This is a genomic window from Pseudomonas sp. GW456-12-10-14-LB2 (assembly GCF_002884345.1).
Lineage (GTDB): Bacteria > Pseudomonadota > Gammaproteobacteria > Pseudomonadales > Pseudomonadaceae > Aquipseudomonas > Aquipseudomonas paraglycinae.
Genome location: NZ_POHV01000012.1, coordinates 90454 through 111089, shown reverse-complemented (window position 1 = coordinate 111089; position 20636 = coordinate 90454). Strand labels below are relative to the sequence as shown.

Genomic DNA, 20636 nt, shown 5'->3' with positions numbered 1-20636 from the left:
GCTCAAGCCCGCCGCCACCCGCGGCGACGGGCCTTTTCGTGACCTGCTTTATTGATAAGGAATGCGCCATGACTCTGACGGGCCAACTGCTGATCGGTCAGCAAACCCTCACCGGCGACCGCGATGTCATCCACGGGATCAACCCCGCCACCAACTCGCCTTTGCAACCGGCCTACGCCGGCGGTTCTGCCGAGCATGTCGAGCAGGCCTGCACACTGGCCTGGGCGGCGCTCGACCGTTATCGCGAGACATCGCTCGAGGCACGGGCGGAATTCATTGAAACCATCGCCCGTGAAATCGAAGCACTGGGCGACGAACTGATCGACCGCGCCATGGCCGAAACCGGCCTGCCGCGCCCGCGCCTGTTGGGTGAACGGGGCCGCACCTGCCAGCAACTGCGTTTGTTTGCCCGCACCGTGCGGGCCGGTGAATGGCTGGATGTGCGAGTCGACAGCGCGCAACCGCAGCGCCAGCCGCTGCCGCGTTCGGATCTGCGTCAGCGGCAGATTCCACTGGGCCCGGTGGCGGTGTTTGGTGCAAGCAACTTTCCACTGGCGTTCTCGGTGGCGGGCGGCGATACCGCTTCAGCGCTGGCCGCCGGTTGCCCGGTGATCGTCAAGGCCCACGGCGCCCATCCCGGTACCAGCGAACTGGTTGGCCGCGCCGTAGCGCGGGCGGTGAAGGTCTGTGATTTGCCGGAAGGTGTGTTCTCGTTGTTGTACGGCTCCGGCCGTGAAGTAGGCATTGCGCTAGTCAGTGATCCACGGATCAAGGCAGTCGGCTTCACCGGTTCGCGCAGTGGCGGGCTCGCGCTGATCAAAGCGGCACAAGCCCGGCCCGAGCCGATTCCGGTATACGCTGAAATGAGTTCGATCAACCCGGTGCTGCTGTTTCCGGCAGCGCTGCAGAATCGCGCCGAGGCGTTGGCCCAAGGGTTTGTGTCTTCGCTGACCTTGGGCGCCGGTCAGTTCTGCACCAATCCCGGTCTGGTCATCGCCCACAAGGGGCCGGCGCTGGACGCCTTCATTGGCGCCACCACTGAATTCGTTCAACGCAGCCCCGCGCAGACCATGCTGACGCCGGGGATTTTCAATGCCTATGAGTCCAGCGTGAATGCTCTCGCGGGAAATACCCGGGCGCGCATTGCCGCCGTCGGCCAGCGCGCGACGGAACCGAATCAGGGCCAGGCTCATGTGTTCGTCACCAACGCCGCCGATTTCCTTGCTGATCATTCGTTGCAGGCCGAAGCCTTCGGCGCCGCGTCCTTGATCGTGCAATGCGCCAGCGACGCTGAAATCCGTCAGGTGCTCGAACAGCTGGAAGGCCAGCTGACCGCCACGCTGCACCTGGATGACGAAGATCTGCAACAGGCCCGCGCATTGCTGCCAACCCTGGAGCGCAAGGCCGGGCGCCTGCTGGTCAACGGCTGGCCGACCGGCGTTGAAGTCTGCGATGCGATGGTGCACGGCGGGCCGTTCCCGGCAACTTCCGATTCGCGCACCACGTCGGTGGGCACCGCGGCGATCCTGCGTTTCCTGCGCCCGGTCTGCTATCAGGATTTCCCCGACAGCCTGCTGCCGACCGCGCTCAAACACGCCAATCCACTGTCGCTGCGCCGCTTGCTCGATGGCCAAAGGGAAACCGCGAAAAATGCCGAATAACCCGCACGACATCGCCGTGGTCGGCGCCGGCATCATCGGCGTCGCCAGTGCCCTGCGCCTGGCCCGTCAGGGTTTGCGGGTGGTGGTGATCGATCCGCAGGAACCGGGCCACGGCGCCTCGTTCGGCAACGCCGGGCACCTGGCGACCGAGCAAGTATTTCCGATTGCCGACAGCTCGATCCTCAAACGCCTGCCCGCCATGCTCATGAACCCGATGGGGCCGCTGCGCCTGGACTGGAAATACCTGCCCCGCGCCTTGCCCTGGTTTGCGCGGCTTTTGCTGAACCTGCGCTCGGCGCCGTTCCAGCGTACCGTCGCCGGGTTGAGGGCGCTGAATGAAAGCTCGCTCGACGCCTGGCAGCGCTTGCTTCATGACATTCAGCGCCCCGACCTGCTGAAGATGGAAGGTTCGCTGCTGGTGTTCGAACGCCCCGACTCGCGTCCGGCCCTCGAAGCATTACAGCGACGCATGCAACAGCAGCAGGTGCCGGTCGATTGGTGGCAGGCCGGTGCGGTACGCGAGACCGCGCCGCAACTGAGCGAACAGATTCAAGGCGGACTGTTTTTCCCGAACACCGGGCACTTCATCGATCCCTACCGCGTCGTGCGTGAGTTGGTGGACGCGGCGAAAGCCAGCGGCGTGCAGTTTGTGAAACAGGCGGTTCAGGGCGGGCAACTGCATGAGCATGGCGTCAATCTGATGACCGGAACCGGCACCCTGTCAGCTCGCCAGGTGCTGATCGCCTGCGGCGCCCACTCGGCAAAACTCACCGCCGCACTGACCGGCAAAAACGTCCCGCTGGATACCGAGCGCGGCTATCACCTGATGCTGCCTCACGAACACAACCGACTGCCCTTCCCCGTCACCTCGCTGGAACGTAAATTCATCATGACACCGATGTCCGACGGGCTGCGCCTGGCCGGCACCGTCGAATTCGCCGGCCTCGAAGCCCCACCGACCATGGCCCGCGCCTGGCAGTTGCATCGGTTGAGCAAAGGGTTGTTTCGTGATGAGTTGAGTGTCGAGGCAGCCACGCCATGGATGGGATTTCGGCCGTCGCTGCCGGATTCGTTGCCGGTGATTGATCGGGTGTGTGACGGGAGGGTGTTCCTTGCGTTCGGGCATCAGCATTTGGGGCTGACGCAGGCGGCGGTGACGGCGGAGATGGTTGGGGGGATGGTATTGCCGTCGGCGCAGGACACGGCGCGTATTCTCCCGTCGAGCGAGCGCTACCGGCTGGATCGTTTTTGAGTGGCCGGCTATCGGGCGCCCTGCTGATATTCCCGGGGCGTACACCCGAACTCTCGACGGAACACCGTGTGCAGGTACTGTGCGGATTTGAAACCGCAGGTGCGGGCAACATCCGCAATCGGCGTGTCGGTTTTTTCCAGTCCGCGAGTGGCCGCCGCCAGTTTGAAACGCAGAATCTCGTCATGCACGCTGCAACCACGCACCGCGCGAAAGTGCGATTCCAGCGAGGAACGCGACACGCCGACATAAGCCGCCACTTGCGCGGTCTTGATGCCCTGGCAGGCATATTGGCGGATGAACAGCAGCGCCTGCATCACGTAGGGGTTGCCCAACGGTTGATGCAAGCTCGACACCTGCACGTTGATCGCTTCAGGCGGGATCAGGACATGCGCGCCCGTTGACGGCTTGCCGTGCAACATCTGGTGCAGCAGTTGCGCCGCGGTGCGGCCCATGGTTTCGGTGCCCTGGATCACCGAACTCAGCGGGACCCGGGTCAGGCTGCGGGTCAGCGGGTCGTTGTCGATGCCGATCAACGCCACTTGCTCCGGAACGGCGATGCCGGCGGTCAGGCAGGCTTGCAGCAACTGCCGGGCGCGAGCGTCACTCACAGCGATGATGCCAATCGGCTTGGGCAGGCTTTGCAGCCAGGCGATCAGTTGTTCGACGGCGCTGTCCCACAGCGGTGCGCTGGTGCCCATGCCGCGATAGACCTCGGCGTGCAAGCCGTCCCGCTGCATCAATTTTAGAAAAGCCTTTTCGCGCTCCTGGGCCCATCGGTTCGCCTGCGCTTCGGGCAGGCTGAAGCAGGCGAACCGTTGCAGCCCGGCCTCGATCAAGTGCTCGTAAGCCATGGTGATCAGCGCGTTATTGTCGGTCGCGACGTACGGGATGCCTTTGGGATAGGCGCGCTCATCCTGGTAAGAACCACCCACCGCCACCACGGGCAACTTGATGTCGGCCAGCGCCTCGCCAATCAGCGGATCGTCGAAGTCGGCGATGATGCCGTCACCTTGCCAACGCTCGATGCCTTTCAAGCGGCAGAGAAAATCCTCCTCCAGAAACAGATCCCAAGACGCGCGCGTGCTGCTCAGGTAGTTGCCGATGCCGCTGATGATGCCGCGGTCATAGATCTTGCTCCCGTTGAACAACAGGGCGATGCGGTGAACAGGCGGTACGGTTTTCATTGTTTTCAGGCTTGTTCCGGGCCCCTTGCCGTAGAGGCGGTCTGCACAGACTAGGCGCGCAGAGGGCGAATCTCAATACGCAAAATCGCACTCCGTGTTGGTGATTTTCGTAATCGGCAGGCACAGGGCCGTTGCTAGTATCGGGACACGCCCAAGAACAACAACCAAGAACAACAAGGACATTGCCAATGCCGTACTTCCCCGATGTCGACCGGATTCGCTACGAAGGTCCTGCCAGCGATTCTCCCCTTGCCTTCCGTCACTACGACGCCGACAAGATCATCCTCGGCAAGCCGATGCGCGAACACCTGCGCATGGCCGCCTGTTATTGGCACACCTTTGTCTGGCCGGGCTCCGACGTGTTCGGCGCAGGGACGTTCAAGCGCCCATGGCAACACGCCGGCGACCCGATGGAACTGGCCATTGGCAAGGCGCAGGCCGCGTTCGAGTTTTTCTCCAAGCTGGGTATCGACTACTACTGCTTTCACGACACGGATGTCGCCCCCGAAGGCCACTCGCTGAAGGAGTACCGCAACCACTTCGCCCAAATGGTCGATCACCTGGAACGCCATCAGGAAGAAAGCGGAATCAAGCTGCTGTGGGGCACCGCCAACTGCTTCAGCAATCCGCGCTTTGCCGCCGGCGCCGCCAGCAACCCGGATCCTGAAGTGTTCGCCTGCGCCGCCGCCCAGGTCTTCAGCGCCATGAACGCGACTCAACGCCTCAAGGGCTCCAACTATGTGTTGTGGGGCGGTCGCGAAGGTTACGAAACCCTGCTCAACACCGACTTGAAACGCGAGCGCGAACAACTGGGTCGCTTCATGCGCATGGTGGTCGAGCACAAGTACAAGATCGGCTTCAAAGGTGATCTGCTGATCGAGCCCAAACCGCAGGAGCCGACCAAGCACCAGTACGATTACGACAGCGCCACGGTGTTCGGTTTTCTCCAGCAGTTCGGTCTGGAAAAGGAAATCAAGGTCAACATCGAGGCGAACCACGCGACCCTGGCCGGTCATAGTTTTCATCACGAAGTGGCGACGGCCGTCTCGCTGGGGATTTTCGGCAGCATCGACGCCAACCGCGGCGACCCGCAAAACGGCTGGGACACCGATCAATTCCCCAACAGCGTCGAGGAAATGACCCTCGTCACTTATGAAATCCTCAAGGCCGGCGGGTTCGGCAATGGCGGGTTCAACTTCGACTCCAAGGTGCGCCGCCAGAGCCTCGATGAGACCGATCTGTTTCACGGTCACGTCGGCGCCATGGACGTCCTCGCCCTGTCGCTCGAGCGGGCCGCCGCCATGGTCCAGAACGATCAGCTTCAGCGGCTCAAGGACCAACGCTACGCCGGCTGGCAGCAGCCGTTCGGCCAGGCGGTTCTGGCAGGCGACTTCAATCTCCAGTCACTGGCCGAGCACGCCTTCGCCAACGAACTGAACCCGCAGGCCGTCAGCGGCCGGCAGGAAATGCTCGAAAACGTCGTCAACCGTTTCATCTATCGCTGATCGCCAAAGGGGACTGCGGGCGCTGTGACATTTGCGCGACAAATCTGTAGTCCGTTGCGTCAGCTGATTCTCTACAGTTCCATCAGCCCGATATTCATCGTCAGGCCGTGTCTTTCAAACAAAAATAAAAGGACGCACCACCATGAAGAATGTAAAACGCACGCTGCTGGCCAGCGCCCTGGCCCTGTTGTCGCTGCCGGTGATGGCCGACGCGGCCCATCCGAAAATCGGTTTCTCCATTGATGACCTGCGGCTGGAACGCTGGTCCCGTGACCGGGATTACTTCGTTGCGGCAGCAGAGAAAATGGACGCCAAGGTCTTCGTGCAGTCGGCCGATGCCAACGAGCAAAAGCAAATTTCGCAAATCGAAAACCTCATTTCCCGCGGCGTCGATGTCATCGTCATCGTGCCGTTCAACGCTACCGTGCTGACCAATGCGGTGGCCGAAGCGAAGAAGGCCGGGATCAAGGTCGTGTCCTATGACCGTCTGATACTCAACGCCGATATCGACGCCTACATCTCCTTCGATAACGAAAAGGTCGGCGAAATGCAGGCCAGCGGCGTGCTGCACGCAGCGCCCAAGGGCAATTACTTCCTGCTGGGCGGTGCGCCCACCGACAACAACGCGAAAGTCCTGCGCGAAGGTCAGATGAAAGTGCTGCAACCGGCCATCGACAAGGGCGATATCAAGATCGTCGGCCAGCAATGGGTGAAGGAATGGAACCCGACCGAGGCGCTGAGCATTGTTGAAAACGCCTTGACCCGCAACGACAACAAAATCGACGGCATCGTCGCCTCCAACGACGCCACGGCCGGTGGCGCCATTCAGGCCCTGGCCGCTCAGCAACTGGCCGGCAAGGTGCCGATCTCCGGACAGGACGCGGACCTGGCAGCGGTCAAGCGGGTGATCTCCGGCACTCAAACCATGACCGTTTACAAACCGCTGAAACTGATTGCCTCCGAAGCCGCCAAACTCTCGGTGCAACTGGCGCGCAACGAGAAGCCCGCCTACAGCTCGCAGTACGACAACGGCAGCAAAAAAGTCGACACCATCTTGCTCACCCCGACTCCGTTGACCAAGGACAACATCGACCTGCTGGAACAGGACGGCTTCTATACCAAGGCGCAGCTCGCCGGAAAGTGACACTCAGTGAGTGATGCCCCCGCAGGCGTTTTGCGCCTGCGGGATCAGTCCAGTATCTGTCGCTTATGAGTCTCTGCCATGTCCGACTTTCTGCTGCAAATGAACGGCATCGTCAAAACCTTCGGCGGTGTCAAAGCGCTCAACGGCATCGACCTCAAGGTCCGGCCGGGCGAGTGCGTCGGGCTGTGCGGCGAGAATGGCGCCGGCAAGTCGACGCTGATGAAAATCCTGTCTGCGGTCTATCCCCATGGCACCTGGGACGGTGAAATCCTCTGGGACGGTCAACCGCTCAAGGCGCAATCGATCAGCGAAACGGAAGCCGCTGGCATCGTCATCATTCATCAGGAGCTGACGCTGGTTCCCGACCTCTCGGTGGCCGAAAACATTTTCATGGGCCATGAGCTGACGCTGCCGGGTGGGCGGATGAATTACCCGGCGATGATCCACCGCGCCGAAGCCCTGATGCGTGAACTGAAAGTGCCGGACATGAACGTGTCGCTGCCGGTTTCGCAGTACGGCGGCGGTTATCAGCAACTGGTGGAAATCGCCAAGGCCCTGAACAAACAGGCGCGCCTGCTGATCCTCGACGAGCCTTCTTCCGCCCTGACCCGTTCGGAAATCGAGGTGTTGCTGGACATCATCCGCGACCTCAAGGCCAAGGGTGTCGCCTGCGTCTACATCTCCCACAAGCTCGATGAAGTGGCCGCAGTGTGTGACACCATTTCGGTCATCCGGGACGGTAAACACATCGCCACGACCGCCATGGAAAACATGGATATTCCACAGATCATCACCCAGATGGTCGGCCGGGAAATGAGCAGCCTCTACCCCACCGAACCCCACGACATCGGCGAGGTGATTTTCGAGGCGCGCCACATCACCTGCTACGACGTCGACAACCCCAAACGCAAACGGGTCGACGACGTTTCGTTCAGCCTCAAACGCGGGGAAATCCTCGGCATCGCCGGGCTGGTCGGTGCCGGCCGCACGGAGCTTGTGACCGCGCTGTTTGGCGCCTACCCCGGTCGCCATGAAGGCGAAGTCTGGCTGGACGGTCAGCCCATTGACACCCGCACGCCGCTCAAATCAATTCGCGCCGGCGTGTGCCTGGTGCCCGAAGACCGCAAGCGTCAGGGGATCATTCCCGACCTGGGTGTCGGCCAGAACATCACCCTGGCCGTGCTGGACAGTTTCTCGAAACTGACCCGCATCGACGCCGAAGCCGAACTGGGCAGCATCGATCGGGAAATTTCGCGCCTGCACCTGAAGACCGCGAGCCCGTTCCTGCCGATCACCAGCCTGTCCGGAGGCAATCAACAAAAAGCCGTGTTGGCGAAGATGCTGCTGACCAGGCCCCGGGTGCTGATCCTCGACGAGCCGACCCGAGGGGTGGATGTCGGCGCGAAGTACGAGATCTACAAGTTGATGGGGATGCTGGCCGCCGAAGGCGTGTCGATCATCATGGTGTCTTCGGAACTGGCCGAGGTGCTCGGCGTTTCCGACCGCGTACTGGTGATCGGCGAAGGCCGGTTGCAGGGCGATTTCATCAACCGCGAACTCACTCAGGAACAGGTGCTCGCCGCAGCACTCAGCCAGCCTGACAGCCATAACAATAAAGATCGGAAATCCGCGTAAATGAATCAGGTCAAACAACTCTTCACCCGCTACAAGATGCTCGCACTGGTGTTCGCCGTGGCGCTGATCTGGCTGTTCTTCAGCTGGCAGACCGAGGGCGGATTCCTGACACCGCGCAACCTCTCCAACCTGCTGCGCCAGATGTCCATCACCGGGATCCTCGCCTGCGGCATGGTGCTGGTCATCATCAGCGGCGAGATCGATCTGTCGGTCGGCTCATTGCTGGGCCTGCTCGGTGGCGTGGCAGCCATTCTCGACGTTGTCTATCACGTACCACTGCTGGCGAACCTGAGCCTTGTGGTGGTGTGCGGATTGCTGATCGGCCTCGCCAACGGTTACATGGCGGCGTACCTGCGCATTCCGTCATTTATCGTGGGGCTGGGCGGGATGCTGGCGTTCCGGGGGATTTTGCTGGGAATCACCGGAGGCACGACCATTGCGCCGGTGTCTCCGGAGCTTGTTTACATTGGCCAAGGTTATTTGCCACATGCAATCGGCGCCGGCCTGGGCGTCCTGCTGTTCGCACTGACGTTGTTCCTGACCTGGAAACAACGGCGCAATCGCGCCCTTCACGGCCTCGCGGCACACTCACTGGTGCGTGACGTGGCACGCGTGTTGTTGATCGGCGCGGTGCTGGCCGGGTTTGTCCAGACCCTCAACAGCTACGACGGCATTCCCGTGCCGGTCCTGCTTCTGTTGATTCTGTTGGGCGGATTCAGCTACGTGACCAGCCAGACCGTGTTCGGCCGACGCGTCTATTCGGTGGGCAGCAACATGGAAGCGACGCGCCTGTCCGGTATCAATGTGCAGGCCGTGAAACTCTGGATTTTCGGGATCATGGGCGTGATGTGCGCCCTCGCCGGCGTGGTCAACACTGCGCGCCTGGCCGCCGGCTCCCCCTCGGCCGGCAGCATGGGCGAACTCGACGCCATCGCCGCCTGCTTCATCGGTGGCACCTCGATGCGCGGCGGTTCCGGCACAGTCTACGGCGCCCTCCTCGGCGCGCTGGTCATCACCAGCCTGGACAACGGCATGTCCATGCTCGACGTCGACAGTTACTGGCAGATGATCGTCAAGGGCAGCATTCTGGTGTTGGCGGTTTGGGTGGATGTGAGTACGCGGACCGGGCGGCGTTGAAATGAAGGCATCTCTGAAAATGCGAAAAGCCTCCTTTTGAAGGCAGGCTTTTCGTTACGCCTGGAGCTTTTCGATATCTAGGAAGGCATCAGCCAGTGCCGCTCAGTGGTCCACCCGAGAAAAACCTTACAACCCTCCCGCTCTTGGTGAGCCGAAGTCAACCGACACCCAGATACCGCCATGCGCAACCCGATCATGGCGGGAAGAAATCGTCCCTGAAATGCGCCGGATTGAGCGGCGAAGTGCACTTCAATGTTTCCAAGCACGCTCTCCAATCGAGACTGATCCAGCATCGACAGATAAAACATCATCTGGCGCCACGCATACGCGGTGTTTTTCAACATGACCAGACGTGCATGGTAGAACTTGATCTGCATCTGCTGCCGGCTGCATATCCATTTGAAACATGCCTCGGCCATTGAACCCAAGCGATCATGTAACAGCGTCTTCAGGTCCAGATCATCAAACAGGATTGCCAGATTTTGCGTGGTCAATATCTGTTGCTGTTCGATGATCGTGCCGTTGTTCGCTGGACTCCATCTACCGATATCGGCATTCGCCCGCCGCGCGCACAAACCTGCCAGCACACCACTGTTGCTTCGTGAATTCCGCTGCTTGGGTAGTGCAGCCAACTGATCCATATCGATATCGTAATAGCGTGCGTAAAGAGATCCGGCCATCAGCCGGACTGAACGCTTGGCAGCCTTCACGAACTTGCCGGAGAAAGCGCCCATGAAAATGTCAGCCGCGATCTCCTCTACGAAGGGAAGATCCAGCTTGGCCGATTCGGCAAGCGAGGAAAATTCCTGAAGCAACTTGTTTGGCAGAATGGCCTGAGGAAATGCAACAAGGGTCAATGCGGACGCCTCGACCAAAGCCTGTCTGGCACCTTCAATCGCGAGAGCGCCAGCCTCGTACTCGGTCTCCAGGGCTTTCACCCAAGGCAGATCATCGACTCTCACCTGACGCTGCATGTTCAGCAGCAATAGAGAGCGTCGACGCCTGAACGCACAATAAGTTGCGACAGACAGTGCCCGCAGCGCTACGTCTCGATATCCGGCGCTACAGATTTGCGCCGTCATCGCTGGCAGCACTTTCGCCACTGTATCTGCGGATGTAATGACCCCATGTTCAATCAACTCTGCAACCGTTCCCTTTCGGCAGCGTTCGAGGCGTCGACGAATCGAAGGAGGAATGGTCTCCCCCTCCTTCAATGAATAAGCCTTCGCCTCTTCGTTGGTGATGGGCGTCAGTAACGGCGCGAAATCAGAGATGCCTTCCGAGACTGGATATCTCGCCAGTCGCGCGGAAGCAGCCTTGGCAATCAGATGGTGTGCCGAAGCTGATACGTGATGACGCTGCTGTGCGCGCTCGCTGGAATGTTCTTCGGACTCAGGGTGTCCATGCTTGGCTACAAAGTCGTCGACGATTCTGCGAATGCGCCCAACCTGGCGCCCCGTTAGCGATGCAGGATCGATAGAGCATTGCTTGAGCAATGCCAGCAACTCCGCCGCCCGATCACTGGAGTTACCCGCGCGGCGGGGATCAGCCTCAGTGGCGATATCAAATTCTTTACCGAGCACCGAAGCGCGCTCGAACCAGCCTTCAGGGTAATGCCTGCAAGGCCAACCATCGTTGTACGTCAGCAGGAACAGCGAGACCGCCGTGTCGTAGAGGGGCAACCTGCGTTCAACAACATGCTTTTGGACGGTAAGACGAGGCTGGGGTAAGAGGTCGGACAGCCGCAGGCTGATTTGACCAGCATTGAAAACTTCAACTTCAGCCATCGAGAGTGGGCGTTCGTTGGCTGCCGCGGGAAAGAAACGCACTCGTTCGAAGAAAGGCGCGATCTGCTCGATCAACGTCCTGGCTTCTTCGACGCGCTGTTGCCCCAGAAACCAGGCCACTGTCAGCAACGCGGCCTCTTCCGGTACATCGATCCGATAGTCTTCGTTCGTCAATCGCTCTTGCAGCGTTCTTACGCCTTCGTCTGAAAGATGCCACCTATTCAAATCGAGCCGTTCGTAACCCGCTCGAATGCCGGGAATCGATGACGCCAACAGGCGCTCATGAGCGGTCAACTCGCCACCGGCCAGAAGGTTGCCCGTTGCAAAGCCGCCAGTGGCCACTTCCAGCGTGATCCATTCTGGCAGGTCGGCAAACGGCGTCCGCGAGCCATACAGTGTACGGCCATGCATCAGGTTTTCGAGAACCTTTTGCCAGCGTTCGATCCTGGCAAGTGCTTTCGGACTGGCGTCATTGTCGCGTGCAGTAAGCGCGCGAGACAGTTGAAAGTGCGCATAACCGGCGTTTATTTCGCCGAACGCACCCGATTCACCCTCAGGCCTGGACATACTTCCTTGTGACCTACTATGTAGTGGGTCCGGGGGCTGGATTCGAACCAGCGCCCACCCGGTTAAGAGCCGAGTGTTCTACCGCTGAACTACCCCGGAACAGAGCGCGCATTGTCGATGAGTCGCGAAAGTATGTGAAGCTCGGATTCAGGGATTTTGTTGCGACAAATCTCTGATCGTTAAGCCTTCATCACTCAATGCAGCGCTTATCCGAACGCCCCTCTCACGAAATCGATAAAGCTCCGCAGTTTGGGGGTCAGCCTCGGATCCGGCGCATACAACAGATTCATCGGCGAAACCGGCACCTTGTACTGCGGCAGCAGACTTACCAGCGTCCCGCTTCTCAGCGAATCCTTGACCAGCTCCAGCGGCAGCATCACCACCCCCAGCCCCGCGACGGCCCCGGACAGTAACGGATCGCCCTGATTAATCGTCAATCGGCTTTTAATCGGTACATCGATACAGCCTTCCGGGCCTTCGAATCGCAGGTGTGAGCGGCCGTCCGAATAGGCGAACGCCAGACATTCATGCTCCTGAAGGTCCCAAGGCGTGGTGATGGTTGGGCGGCGTGCGAGGTAGGACGGTGCCGCGCACAACACCATTTGATAGGGCATCAGCGGCAGTGCCTTCAGGCCGCTGTCGGCGAGTTCGCCGATGCGAAATACAGCGTCGTATCCGCCGTCCACCAGGTCGACCAGTTCGTTCGACAGCGTCAGGTCCACCGACACTTGCGGATAACGAACCATGTACTCCAGCAGCTTCGGCGACAGCGTGCTGACGCCGAACGTGACGGGCGCATTGATCCGCAACCGGCCGCTGGGCACGCCCCGGGTCACGGCGGCCATTTCTTCGGCGGCGTCCATGTCAGCCAGAATCAGCTTCGCCCGCTGATAGAAGGTGCGTCCGAAATCAGTCAGGCTTTGCTTGCGGGTGGTGCGGTTGAGCAGCGAAACGCCCAGATGCTGCTCGAGCATTTTCACTTGCTTGCCGACCATTTGCGGGGACAGGTTGAGCTCGTCCGCCACCGCGCTGAAGGAGCCCAGCTCCACCGCTTTGACGAAGGTGGCCATGAGTGTGAGGCGATCCATTGGAAACTCGTTGTTTCTAGTGTTGCGCCATCCTAGGCCTTTATCCGGAGCAGGCCAAAGCCTAAATTGGCGTCCATGGCACCGGATAACGCCGGTGCAATTTCATCGATAACCGAGGAAGTACAGATGGCACGCATTGTCAGGATTCATGAATACGGTGACGCGAGCGTCCTCAAACTGGAAAACGTCGACATCCCGGCGCCCGCTGCGGACGAAGTGCAGATCGAGGTCAAAGCCTTTGGCCTGAATCGCGCCGAAGTGATGTTCCGCAACCACGCCTATCTGCAGGAAGCGGAGTTTCCCAGCCGTCTCGGCTACGAAGCTGCCGGCGTGGTGGTCGCGGTTGGCGCCAACGTCAGCGAGTTCAAGATCGGTGATGCCGTCAGCCTGATTCCGCCGCTGGACATCGCGCGCTGGGGCACTTACGGCGAACTGGCCAACGTGCCCGCCCACCTCACCGTCAAACACCCGCAGAACCTGTCGTTTGAACAAGCGGCGGCGTCCTGGATGCAATACGTCACCGCGTGGGGCGCGCTGGTCGAACAGGCCAAACTGCAAAAAGACGACTTCGTGATCGTCACCGCCGCCTCCAGCAGCGTCGGCCTGGCAGCCTTCCAGATCGCGAAAATGGTCGGCGCCACCTCGATTGCCGTCACCCGCACCCGCGCCAAGAAACAAGCTTTGCTCGACGCTGGCGCCGCACACGTGATCGTCAGCGACGAAGAAGACATGGTTGCAGCCGTCATGGCGCTGACCGACGGCAAAGGCGCGCGGGTGGTGTTCGATCCGGTGGGCGGCCCGTTGTTCGAACCGCTGACCCAAAGCATGGCGCGCGGCGGCATCCTGCTGGAGTACGGTGCCCTGAGCCCGGAACCGACGCCGTTCCCGCTGTTCACCGTGCTGGGCAAATGCTTGACGCTCAAGGGTTACCTCTACACAGAGATCGTCTCCGACCCGGCCATCCTGGCACGCGCCAAGGCTTTCATCGGCGACGGGCTGGCATCGGGTGCGCTGCAACCGATCATTGCCAGGACATTTGCCCTGGATGACATTCAGGAAGCGCATCGTTTTCTTGAGGCCAATCAGCAGGTCGGGAAGATTGTCGTCACGGTTTGAGGTGACGAGTCCCCTGCTCTGCTGTTTGGGGTAGAAACGACGAAAGCCTGCTTTTTTCAAAGCAGGCTTTCGTCTATCCGGCATCCGGTTATTTCTGATGCGCCGTCAGTGCGGCATAGCCGTTCATCAAGTTGCGGTAGTTCGGGATGCGCTGGGACAGCAGGTTGCCCAGGCCTTCGATGTCGTTGCGCCAGTCGCGGTGCAGTTCGCAGGCCACCGAGAACCAGTTCATCATCTGCGCGCCGGCCTGGGTCATGCGATTCCACGCGGCTTGCTGCACGGTGGTGTTGAAGGTGCCGGAAGCGTCGGTCACCACGAACACGTCAAACCCTTCTGCCAGCGCCGACAGGGTCGGGAACGCTACGCACACATCGGTCACGACCCCGGCAATGATGATCTGCTTGCGGCCGGTGGCCTTGATCGCCTTGACGAAGTCTTCGTTGTCCCAGGCGTTGATCTGGCCTGGGCGAGCGATGTACGGCGCGTCCGGGAACATTTCCTTGAGTTCCGGCACCAGTGGGCCGTTCGGGCCTTGTTCGAAGCTGGTGGTGAGGATGGTCGGCAACTCGAAGAATTTGGCCAGATCGGCCAGCGCCAGCACGTTGTTCTTGAACTCGTTTGGCGAGAAGTCCTGAACCAGAGAAATCAGGCCGGTCTGGTGGTCGACCAGCAGAACCACGGCGTCGTCTTTGTTCAGGCGGTTGTAGGTTGGAGTGCTCATGTGTGAATCCCTTTTTAGTTGTGGAAGTGCGTTTGCGTTCAAGATGGGCACAGATTACTGACTCGCCTGAAAGCGATAAATCGTCTGAAAAGCGTTTCACCGTCAACTCAAAACGGACAATTCGCTCTAACTGCCGAGCAGATCACACAGCCAGCCCAACCTTCCCTCCGATCCTTGTCATACTGTTCACTCGCTCACAACGACAGCCAGGGAATGTTGATGCCCGGACGCAAGACGCAAGCGCCCACCCCAGATGAAACACCGCGCGCGCCTCGCCAAGGCGTGAAGGCCGGCTCGACCTTTCGCCTGACCGTCAGTTTCATGCTGATGGTGGTCGTGGCTTTTCTGACCGTCGAGAGCTGGAGGACGTGGCGCGATTACCGTTCGGTGTTTGCTTCCGCACGCGATTCGGTGACCAACCTCGCCCGCGCCACGGCGCAACACGCCGAGGACACCATCCGTCAGGTCGATGTGCTGACTGCGGGGCTGGCCGAGCGGGTCGAAGGCGATGGTTTGCAGAACCTGGATGTGGCGCGGATTCACAAGCTGCTCATCCAGCAATCGAAAATCATGCCGCAGCTGCATGGCCTGTTCATCTACGGCCCGGACGGCCAGTGGATCGTGACCGACAAGGAGGTCACGCCTGAGACGGCCAACAATGCCGACCGCGATTATTTCCAGTATCACCGCACCCATGAAGACCGGCGCGTGCGTATCGGCCAGGTGGTGGAAAGCCGTTCCACCCATGACCTGATCATTCCGATCTCGCGGCGTTTGAATAACCCCGACGGATCGTTCGCCGGCGTGCTGCTGGGGACGGTCAAGGTCAGTTATTTCGTCGATTATTACGGTGACTTCCGCATCGATGACAAAGGCGCGCTGGTGCTGGCGATGCGCGACGGCACGATCCTCGTGCGCCGGCCGTTCATTGCCTCGGTGGTCGGCAAAAGCCTGGCGAACAGCGAGATCTTCAAGACCTACCTGCCCAACGCCAATCAGGGCATTGTCCAGATCCGGGCGGTGGTCGACGACACCGAACGCCTTTACGGCTATCGCGCCCTGACCACCTACCCACTGGTGGTCGAGGCTGGTTTGTCCCGGGATTCCATCGTTGCGCCGTGGCGCCAGGACCTGCTGAAAAACGGGTTTGTGCTGGTGTTCCTGATTCTGGTGCTCGCCTGTTTCGGGCTCATCGTCCTGAGCCAGTTGCACCAGCGGATGGCGATGGAACGGGAGATTCGCTCGGCGCACAAAACGATGCGCGACATGGCGCTGACTGACAGCCTCACCGGCCTCGGCAACCGTCGGCGCCTGGACGCGGCGCTGACGGATGAGATTCGCCTGGCCCGACGTCAGGGTTCGCCGCTGTCATTGATCATGCTCGATGTCGACTACTTCAAGCGCTACAACGACCAGTACGGCCACGCCGCCGGCGATGACTGCCTGATCGCGGTCGGCGACGGCATCCGCAAAGCAGTCAAGCGGCCTTCGGATCTGGCCGTGCGCTATGGCGGCGAGGAGTTCACCGTGCTGCTGCCCAACACCGACAGCGCCGGGGCGATTCAGGTCGCCGAAGATATTTTGCAGACCATTCGCTCGCTGGAACTTGAACATGCCGGGCATCCGCTGGGGTATGTCACTGCGAGTGCGGGGATTACCACGCGCTATCCGGTTGACGATGCGGTGACCCCGGCCACTTTGCTCAAGTCCGCCGATACCTGTCTGTATCAGGCCAAGCAGCAAGGGCGGAATCGCTGGTGTTCGGCGCAGGCATCGCGGCAGATCCAGCCGATTGCGGCGATGCCGCGGACGGATCGCTGAATGTGACTAAAACCAGCCAATTCCTGCGTCCTTCACGCACATAAGCAGCGTCCTACAGCAGCCGTCCCTCACGCCTGATTACGTGGGCACCCTCGCCTTCGATACCGTCTTCTGCCTGAACCGGACAGAACACAGACGATGCGAAGAAAAGGCAAAGGTACCGAACTCCGAAACCAAACGCTCAAATCAGAAGCCCGCAAACTTGCGCACGAAACGCTTTCCATGGATCCAGGAGCTCTGGCAGCCGGGATTGATGCTCAGTTGCTCAGGATCGACCCGATCACGCCCTTGGCAATCAACGCATACCATCAGTGGAGCGGGCCCATTGGATACCCATGGGATGATGTACTTGAGTGGAAAACAAAAGATGCAAAAGGTCTGGACTTGGCTTTCTGGTACGAAGATGAGCTGTGCGGTTTGTGCTATGCAACGCCACGAAAAAGCACAATCTGCATAAAAATCGTTCTTTTGCAGGGTCACACCTACAAGGCCCATACCCTGCGAGGCTGGATCGCACCAATGGCACTACTGACAACAGAGTTCTATGCCCGAAAGCTGGGATGTACCGAAATTGAAGTACAAGAACCTGACTCAGGTGCTATCTCCTACTACCAAACGCTTGGATTTTATTTTGACACGACTGACCGCCTTGTCTTTCCACTGGTCCACCCATAAGATCGACTCAAGCAACCCGGCACGAGAGGTGTCCATGAAACACAAGAAGCCAAAAGCCCAATCAGCGCCTGCTTCCAGACTTCGTGCCGAAGAACCCTGTTTGCCCATCAAGGTCTCCGCCAGTCAGCGGCATTTTTTGAAAGTAGCCGCAGCCTGTGGCAAAGAAATGGAGCCTGATGGTTGGCTCGCCGGTGGCAGAACCTGAATCCCGCTTTGAAAAAACCGCCTGATTGGCGGTTTTTTTTCGCTTCAATATTGGCGTGCCCCGCGCCGGGCGCTCCAAAGACAGTGACGTGAAGCAAAAGCAGGAGAATTCCGAAAGCCCGCACTTCATGGTTTATTTACCGGTTCAACCTTGGAATCGGCCCACACTCCCTCATATCAAGGAACATCTGCGACCCATTCGAGAGGAAGGACATGCCATGACCACTCAAACCGAAACTGCGATTCTCGCCGGCGGCTGCTTCTGGGGCATGCAGGATCTGTTGCGCCGCTACCCCGGCGTGCTGCAGACGCGGGTCGGTTACACCGGCGGCGATGTGCCGAACGCCACCTACCGCAATCATGGTAACCACGCCGAAGCCATCGAAATCGTCTTCGACCCCGCCGTGATCAGCTATCGGCAGATCCTTGAGTTTTTCTTTCAGATCCACGACCCGAGCACACCCAACCGTCAGGGTAACGACCTCGGTCCGAGCTATCGTTCGGCGATCTATTACCTGAACGAGCAGCAACGCGATATCGCCGAAGACACTGCGGCTGATGTCGATGCATCGGGCCTGTGGCCAGGCCGGGTGGTCACTGAAATCGAACCGGCGGGGCCGTTCTGGGAAGCGGAGCCAGAGCATCAGGACTACCTCGAGCGCATTCCGAATGGCTACACCTGCCACTTCATTCGCCCGAACTGGAAGCTGCCCAAACGCGGTTGAGGTCGAGAGGGGCTCGGTGCTGTAACCCGTTCATCTATTGCTGCAGCGACACCTGACTGCTTGTATCCTTGCGCGCGATGAGGACGAACGGCTGCCGTTATTGCCTTGATCCAATAGCCTCTGGAACGGAAAAACGGACTTTCCATAAGGTAGTGACGTGAAGCGAGATACGCACCTGGTTGTGCTTTTGCTGTTGGTTATCGGCTGTTCCCTGGCCTCACTGACTGTCTGGAAGGTGCTGGCCTCTCGAGAGCGAGCGCTGGAGGAAGTAGACGTTCACGGGTTGAACCTGACCCAGGCGCTTGTCACCTATTCCGAAGGCATTGTCCGCCAAAGTTCGGCGCTTTTGCTCGGGCTCGTCGAACGCCTGGAAACCGAAGGCAGTGGCCCCGTTCAGATCCAGCGGATCAGATCGCTGATCGACCGGCAGGAGCCGCTGATGCCACAGCTCAGCGGCATCACCATCTACGACAGTCAGGGACGCTGGCTGATGTCCTCCAACCGGCCGATTCCGGCCGGGGCAAATAGCAGTGATCGGGCCTATTTCATTCATCACCGCGATGATCCCTCCCCCGAGACCTTTATCGGTCCGCCCATTCAGAGCCGCACCAATCAGGAATGGGTCATCACCGTCAGTCGACGCTTCAATGATGCTCGCGGTGAGTTTGCCGGAGTGGTCGCGGTGACCTTGGGCATCGAAAACTTTCTGCGGCTGTTTGGAAAGATCGATGTCGGCCAGGAGGGTGCCATCGGGTTGTCTTATACCGATGGTACGTTGTTGGTTCGCTACCCCTTCCGCGAGCAGGACATGGGGCGCAATTTTTCAAAATCACCGATCTACGCCAAGTATCTGGTGGATCGCTCTGTCGGCACCGCCTCGTTCACCTCCAGCCTGGACGGTGTGGAAAGGCTCTACGCCTTTCGCAAAAGTGACCGGCTGCCGCTGATCACGACCGTCGCACTCGGGAAACGCGAAGCCCTCGCCGCGTGGCGAACGGAGGCGCTGCTATCGGCCGTGGTGGTAACGGGCCTGCTCGCGCTTACCGGTCTCATCGGTTGGTTTTTGATACTGGATATCCGACGCAGAACCCAAGTAGAAGCGGAGTTGATGGGCACTCAGCAGCAGTTGCTTTCGTCAAACAGGCAACTCGAGTTGTTGGCGATGAAGGACGCCTTGACCGGTCTGGCCAATCGACGCTGCTTCGATGTGACGCTGGACCTGGAGGCGCGACGAGCGCAGCGCGACGGCACGTCCTTGGCACTGCTGATGATTGATATCGACTACTTCAAACTGTTCAACGATTCCTACGGGCATGTTGCCGGCGACGATTGCCTGCAACGCGTTGGCAACGTCGTGGAGACGTGCGTGCGCCGTCCCTCGGATCTTGTGGCGCGGTATGGCGGTGAAGAGATGGGCGTCATCATGCCCAATACCGACAGCGAAGGTGCGCAGATCGTGGCGCAACTGATCCTCGACCGGTTGCAGCAAGCGAACATTTCCCACGAATCCAGCCCGTTGGGACGAGTGAGTGTCAGCATCGGGATTGCCACTGCCGCCGGTTCCCGACTCACCCCCGTGCAAGGTTTGATCGAAGCCGCCGATCAGGCGCTGTACAGTGCCAAGGCCTTGGGGCGAAACAGGTCGGTGAAACTGCCGGGCTTGATCTAGCCTTAAGTGAAACCACGCGGGAGAAAACCACCATGTCCCTCCCCGAGCCACTCGCGCTGACAACCCGTAGATGGAATGACTATGTATGGGGCAACGCAAAATGAAAGGGTCGTACACCGAGGGGCCTTTGGCGCGTCCTCCTTTTTGTCCTTGGTCCTTTGCTTGACGCTTGCAGCACCAGCCCAGGCTGACACCTGCCCTGCCGGCGAAAAACAAGTATGCCTCGACAGCTGCATTTGCCTGCCGGACCCGGAACGTCTGTCTGAAGACCTTTTCCGGATGGCGGCACCGGTCCTGGCGCAGGGCTTGACTCAGGCCCGCGCCGAAGCCGCCAGTACCGACATCAAACCGATTCCCCCGCACATCCGGGAGCAACTGCTGCGCTGGTATGAACCCGGCGTCCTCGATGCCGTGCACTACAAAGTCACCAACGACGGCCAATACAACGCCGCCACGGCCATCCTGCAAAATCCGGATGTCGGTGCAGTGACGCTGATCGACATCATCCTGTTCCGCGACGCTGAAACCGCAGAACACAACGTCACTCTCTGGGCGCACGAACTGAAGCATGTGCAGCAGTTTCAGGAATGGGGAGTCGAAGGGTTTGCGCAGCGGTATTCGCAGGATTTCAATGCGGTCGAGGCTCCGGCGTATGCGATACAGAGCGAGGTCAGACGTTGGCTGCGAGCCGAAGCCCGATGATCGGACATCCCCTGCGTCCATGCCGGGGCCAACCCCACCGTTC

Annotated in this window: 16 protein-coding genes and 1 tRNA gene; 12 read left to right on the top strand and 5 right to left on the bottom strand. The window is 59.9% G+C overall.

Translation table 11 applies throughout. From position 1 onward, the window contains the following. Window positions 1-68 precede the first annotated feature (68 nt). Window positions 69-1661, top strand: coding sequence for an aldehyde dehydrogenase (NADP(+)) (locus C1X29_RS10635; protein ID WP_102717404.1), 1593 nt, complete (start codon window positions 69-71; stop codon window positions 1659-1661). Then, the gene (locus tag C1X29_RS10630) at window positions 1651-2913 is read left to right on the top strand and encodes an FAD-binding oxidoreductase (RefSeq protein WP_102686699.1); all 1263 of its coding nucleotides are present in this window, start codon (window positions 1651-1653) and stop codon (window positions 2911-2913) included. Before C1X29_RS10635 ends, C1X29_RS10630 begins: the two co-directional genes overlap by 11 nt. An 8-nt stretch (window positions 2914-2921) precedes the next feature. Here C1X29_RS10630 and C1X29_RS10625 read toward each other — a convergent pair whose 3' ends face one another. Continuing rightward, window positions 2922-4097 (bottom strand): XylR family transcriptional regulator, encoded by a 1176-nt coding sequence (locus C1X29_RS10625; protein ID WP_085649126.1) that lies wholly within the window; start codon window positions 4095-4097, stop codon window positions 2922-2924. Window positions 4098-4285: 188 nt separating this feature from the next. On the opposite strand from C1X29_RS10625, the gene xylA reads away from it, so the two are divergent. From xylA to C1X29_RS10605, 4 genes are all read left to right on the top strand, one after another. Continuing rightward, window positions 4286-5602, top strand: a complete 1317-nt coding sequence (gene xylA / locus C1X29_RS10620; protein ID WP_102717403.1) for a xylose isomerase — start codon at window positions 4286-4288, stop codon at window positions 5600-5602. A gap of 142 nt (window positions 5603-5744) precedes the next feature. Then, window positions 5745-6746 carry a D-xylose ABC transporter substrate-binding protein gene (xylF, locus tag C1X29_RS10615; protein ID WP_102686696.1) on the top strand — a complete coding sequence of 334 codons (1002 nt, stop codon included), beginning with the start codon at window positions 5745-5747 and terminating at the stop codon, window positions 6744-6746. Window positions 6747-6824: 78 nt separating this feature from the next. Continuing rightward, window positions 6825-8381: a D-xylose ABC transporter ATP-binding protein gene (xylG, locus tag C1X29_RS10610; RefSeq protein WP_102717402.1), complete on the top strand. Its 1557-nt coding sequence runs from the start codon at window positions 6825-6827 to the stop codon at window positions 8379-8381. After that, entirely contained in the window at window positions 8382-9518 is a 1137-nt protein-coding gene (locus tag C1X29_RS10605; RefSeq protein WP_102717401.1) for a sugar ABC transporter permease, read from the top strand. Window positions 9519-9595: 77 nt separating this feature from the next. On the opposite strand, the gene C1X29_RS10600 is transcribed toward C1X29_RS10605, so the two are convergent. From C1X29_RS10600 to C1X29_RS10590, 3 genes are all read right to left on the bottom strand, one after another. After that, on the bottom strand, window positions 9596-11872 hold the full coding sequence (locus tag C1X29_RS10600; protein ID WP_102717400.1) for a hypothetical protein: 2277 nt from the start codon (window positions 11870-11872) through the stop codon (window positions 9596-9598). Window positions 11873-11896: 24 nt separating this feature from the next. Further along, window positions 11897-11971, bottom strand: a tRNA-Lys gene (locus C1X29_RS10595). A gap of 107 nt (window positions 11972-12078) precedes the next feature. Further along, a complete protein-coding gene (locus C1X29_RS10590) occupies window positions 12079-12960 on the bottom strand; it encodes a LysR family transcriptional regulator (RefSeq protein WP_102717399.1) in 882 nt (293 codons plus the stop codon). Between the two features lie 126 nt (window positions 12961-13086). Between C1X29_RS10590 and C1X29_RS10585 the strand changes: the two genes are divergently transcribed. Next, window positions 13087-14076, top strand: a complete 990-nt coding sequence (locus C1X29_RS10585) for a zinc-dependent alcohol dehydrogenase family protein (protein ID WP_102717398.1) — start codon at window positions 13087-13089, stop codon at window positions 14074-14076. An 88-nt stretch (window positions 14077-14164) separates the two neighbouring features. Here C1X29_RS10585 and ycaC read toward each other — a convergent pair whose 3' ends face one another. Beyond that, a complete protein-coding gene (ycaC, locus tag C1X29_RS10580) occupies window positions 14165-14797 on the bottom strand; it encodes an isochorismate family cysteine hydrolase YcaC (RefSeq protein ID WP_007958138.1) in 633 nt (210 codons plus the stop codon). Window positions 14798-15016: 219 nt separating this feature from the next. Here ycaC and C1X29_RS10575 point away from each other — a divergent pair, with 219 nt between their 5' ends. From C1X29_RS10575 to C1X29_RS10555, 5 genes are all read left to right on the top strand, one after another. Further along, a complete protein-coding gene (locus tag C1X29_RS10575; RefSeq protein WP_102717397.1) occupies window positions 15017-16618 on the top strand; it encodes a sensor domain-containing diguanylate cyclase in 1602 nt (533 codons plus the stop codon). Between the two features lie 138 nt (window positions 16619-16756). After that, window positions 16757-17293 (top strand): N-acetyltransferase, encoded by a 537-nt coding sequence (locus tag C1X29_RS10570; RefSeq protein WP_085747516.1) that lies wholly within the window; start codon window positions 16757-16759, stop codon window positions 17291-17293. Window positions 17294-17715: 422 nt separating this feature from the next. Further along, the gene (gene msrA / locus C1X29_RS10565; protein WP_011333723.1) at window positions 17716-18222 is read left to right on the top strand and encodes a peptide-methionine (S)-S-oxide reductase MsrA; all 507 of its coding nucleotides are present in this window, start codon (window positions 17716-17718) and stop codon (window positions 18220-18222) included. Window positions 18223-18379: 157 nt separating this feature from the next. After that, a complete protein-coding gene (locus C1X29_RS10560) occupies window positions 18380-19891 on the top strand; it encodes a diguanylate cyclase (protein ID WP_102717396.1) in 1512 nt (503 codons plus the stop codon). A gap of 75 nt (window positions 19892-19966) precedes the next feature. Then, complete coding sequence (locus tag C1X29_RS10555) at window positions 19967-20593, top strand: DUF4157 domain-containing protein (RefSeq protein WP_102717395.1); 627 nt, start codon at window positions 19967-19969, stop codon at window positions 20591-20593. Window positions 20594-20636: the final 43 nt, after the last annotated feature.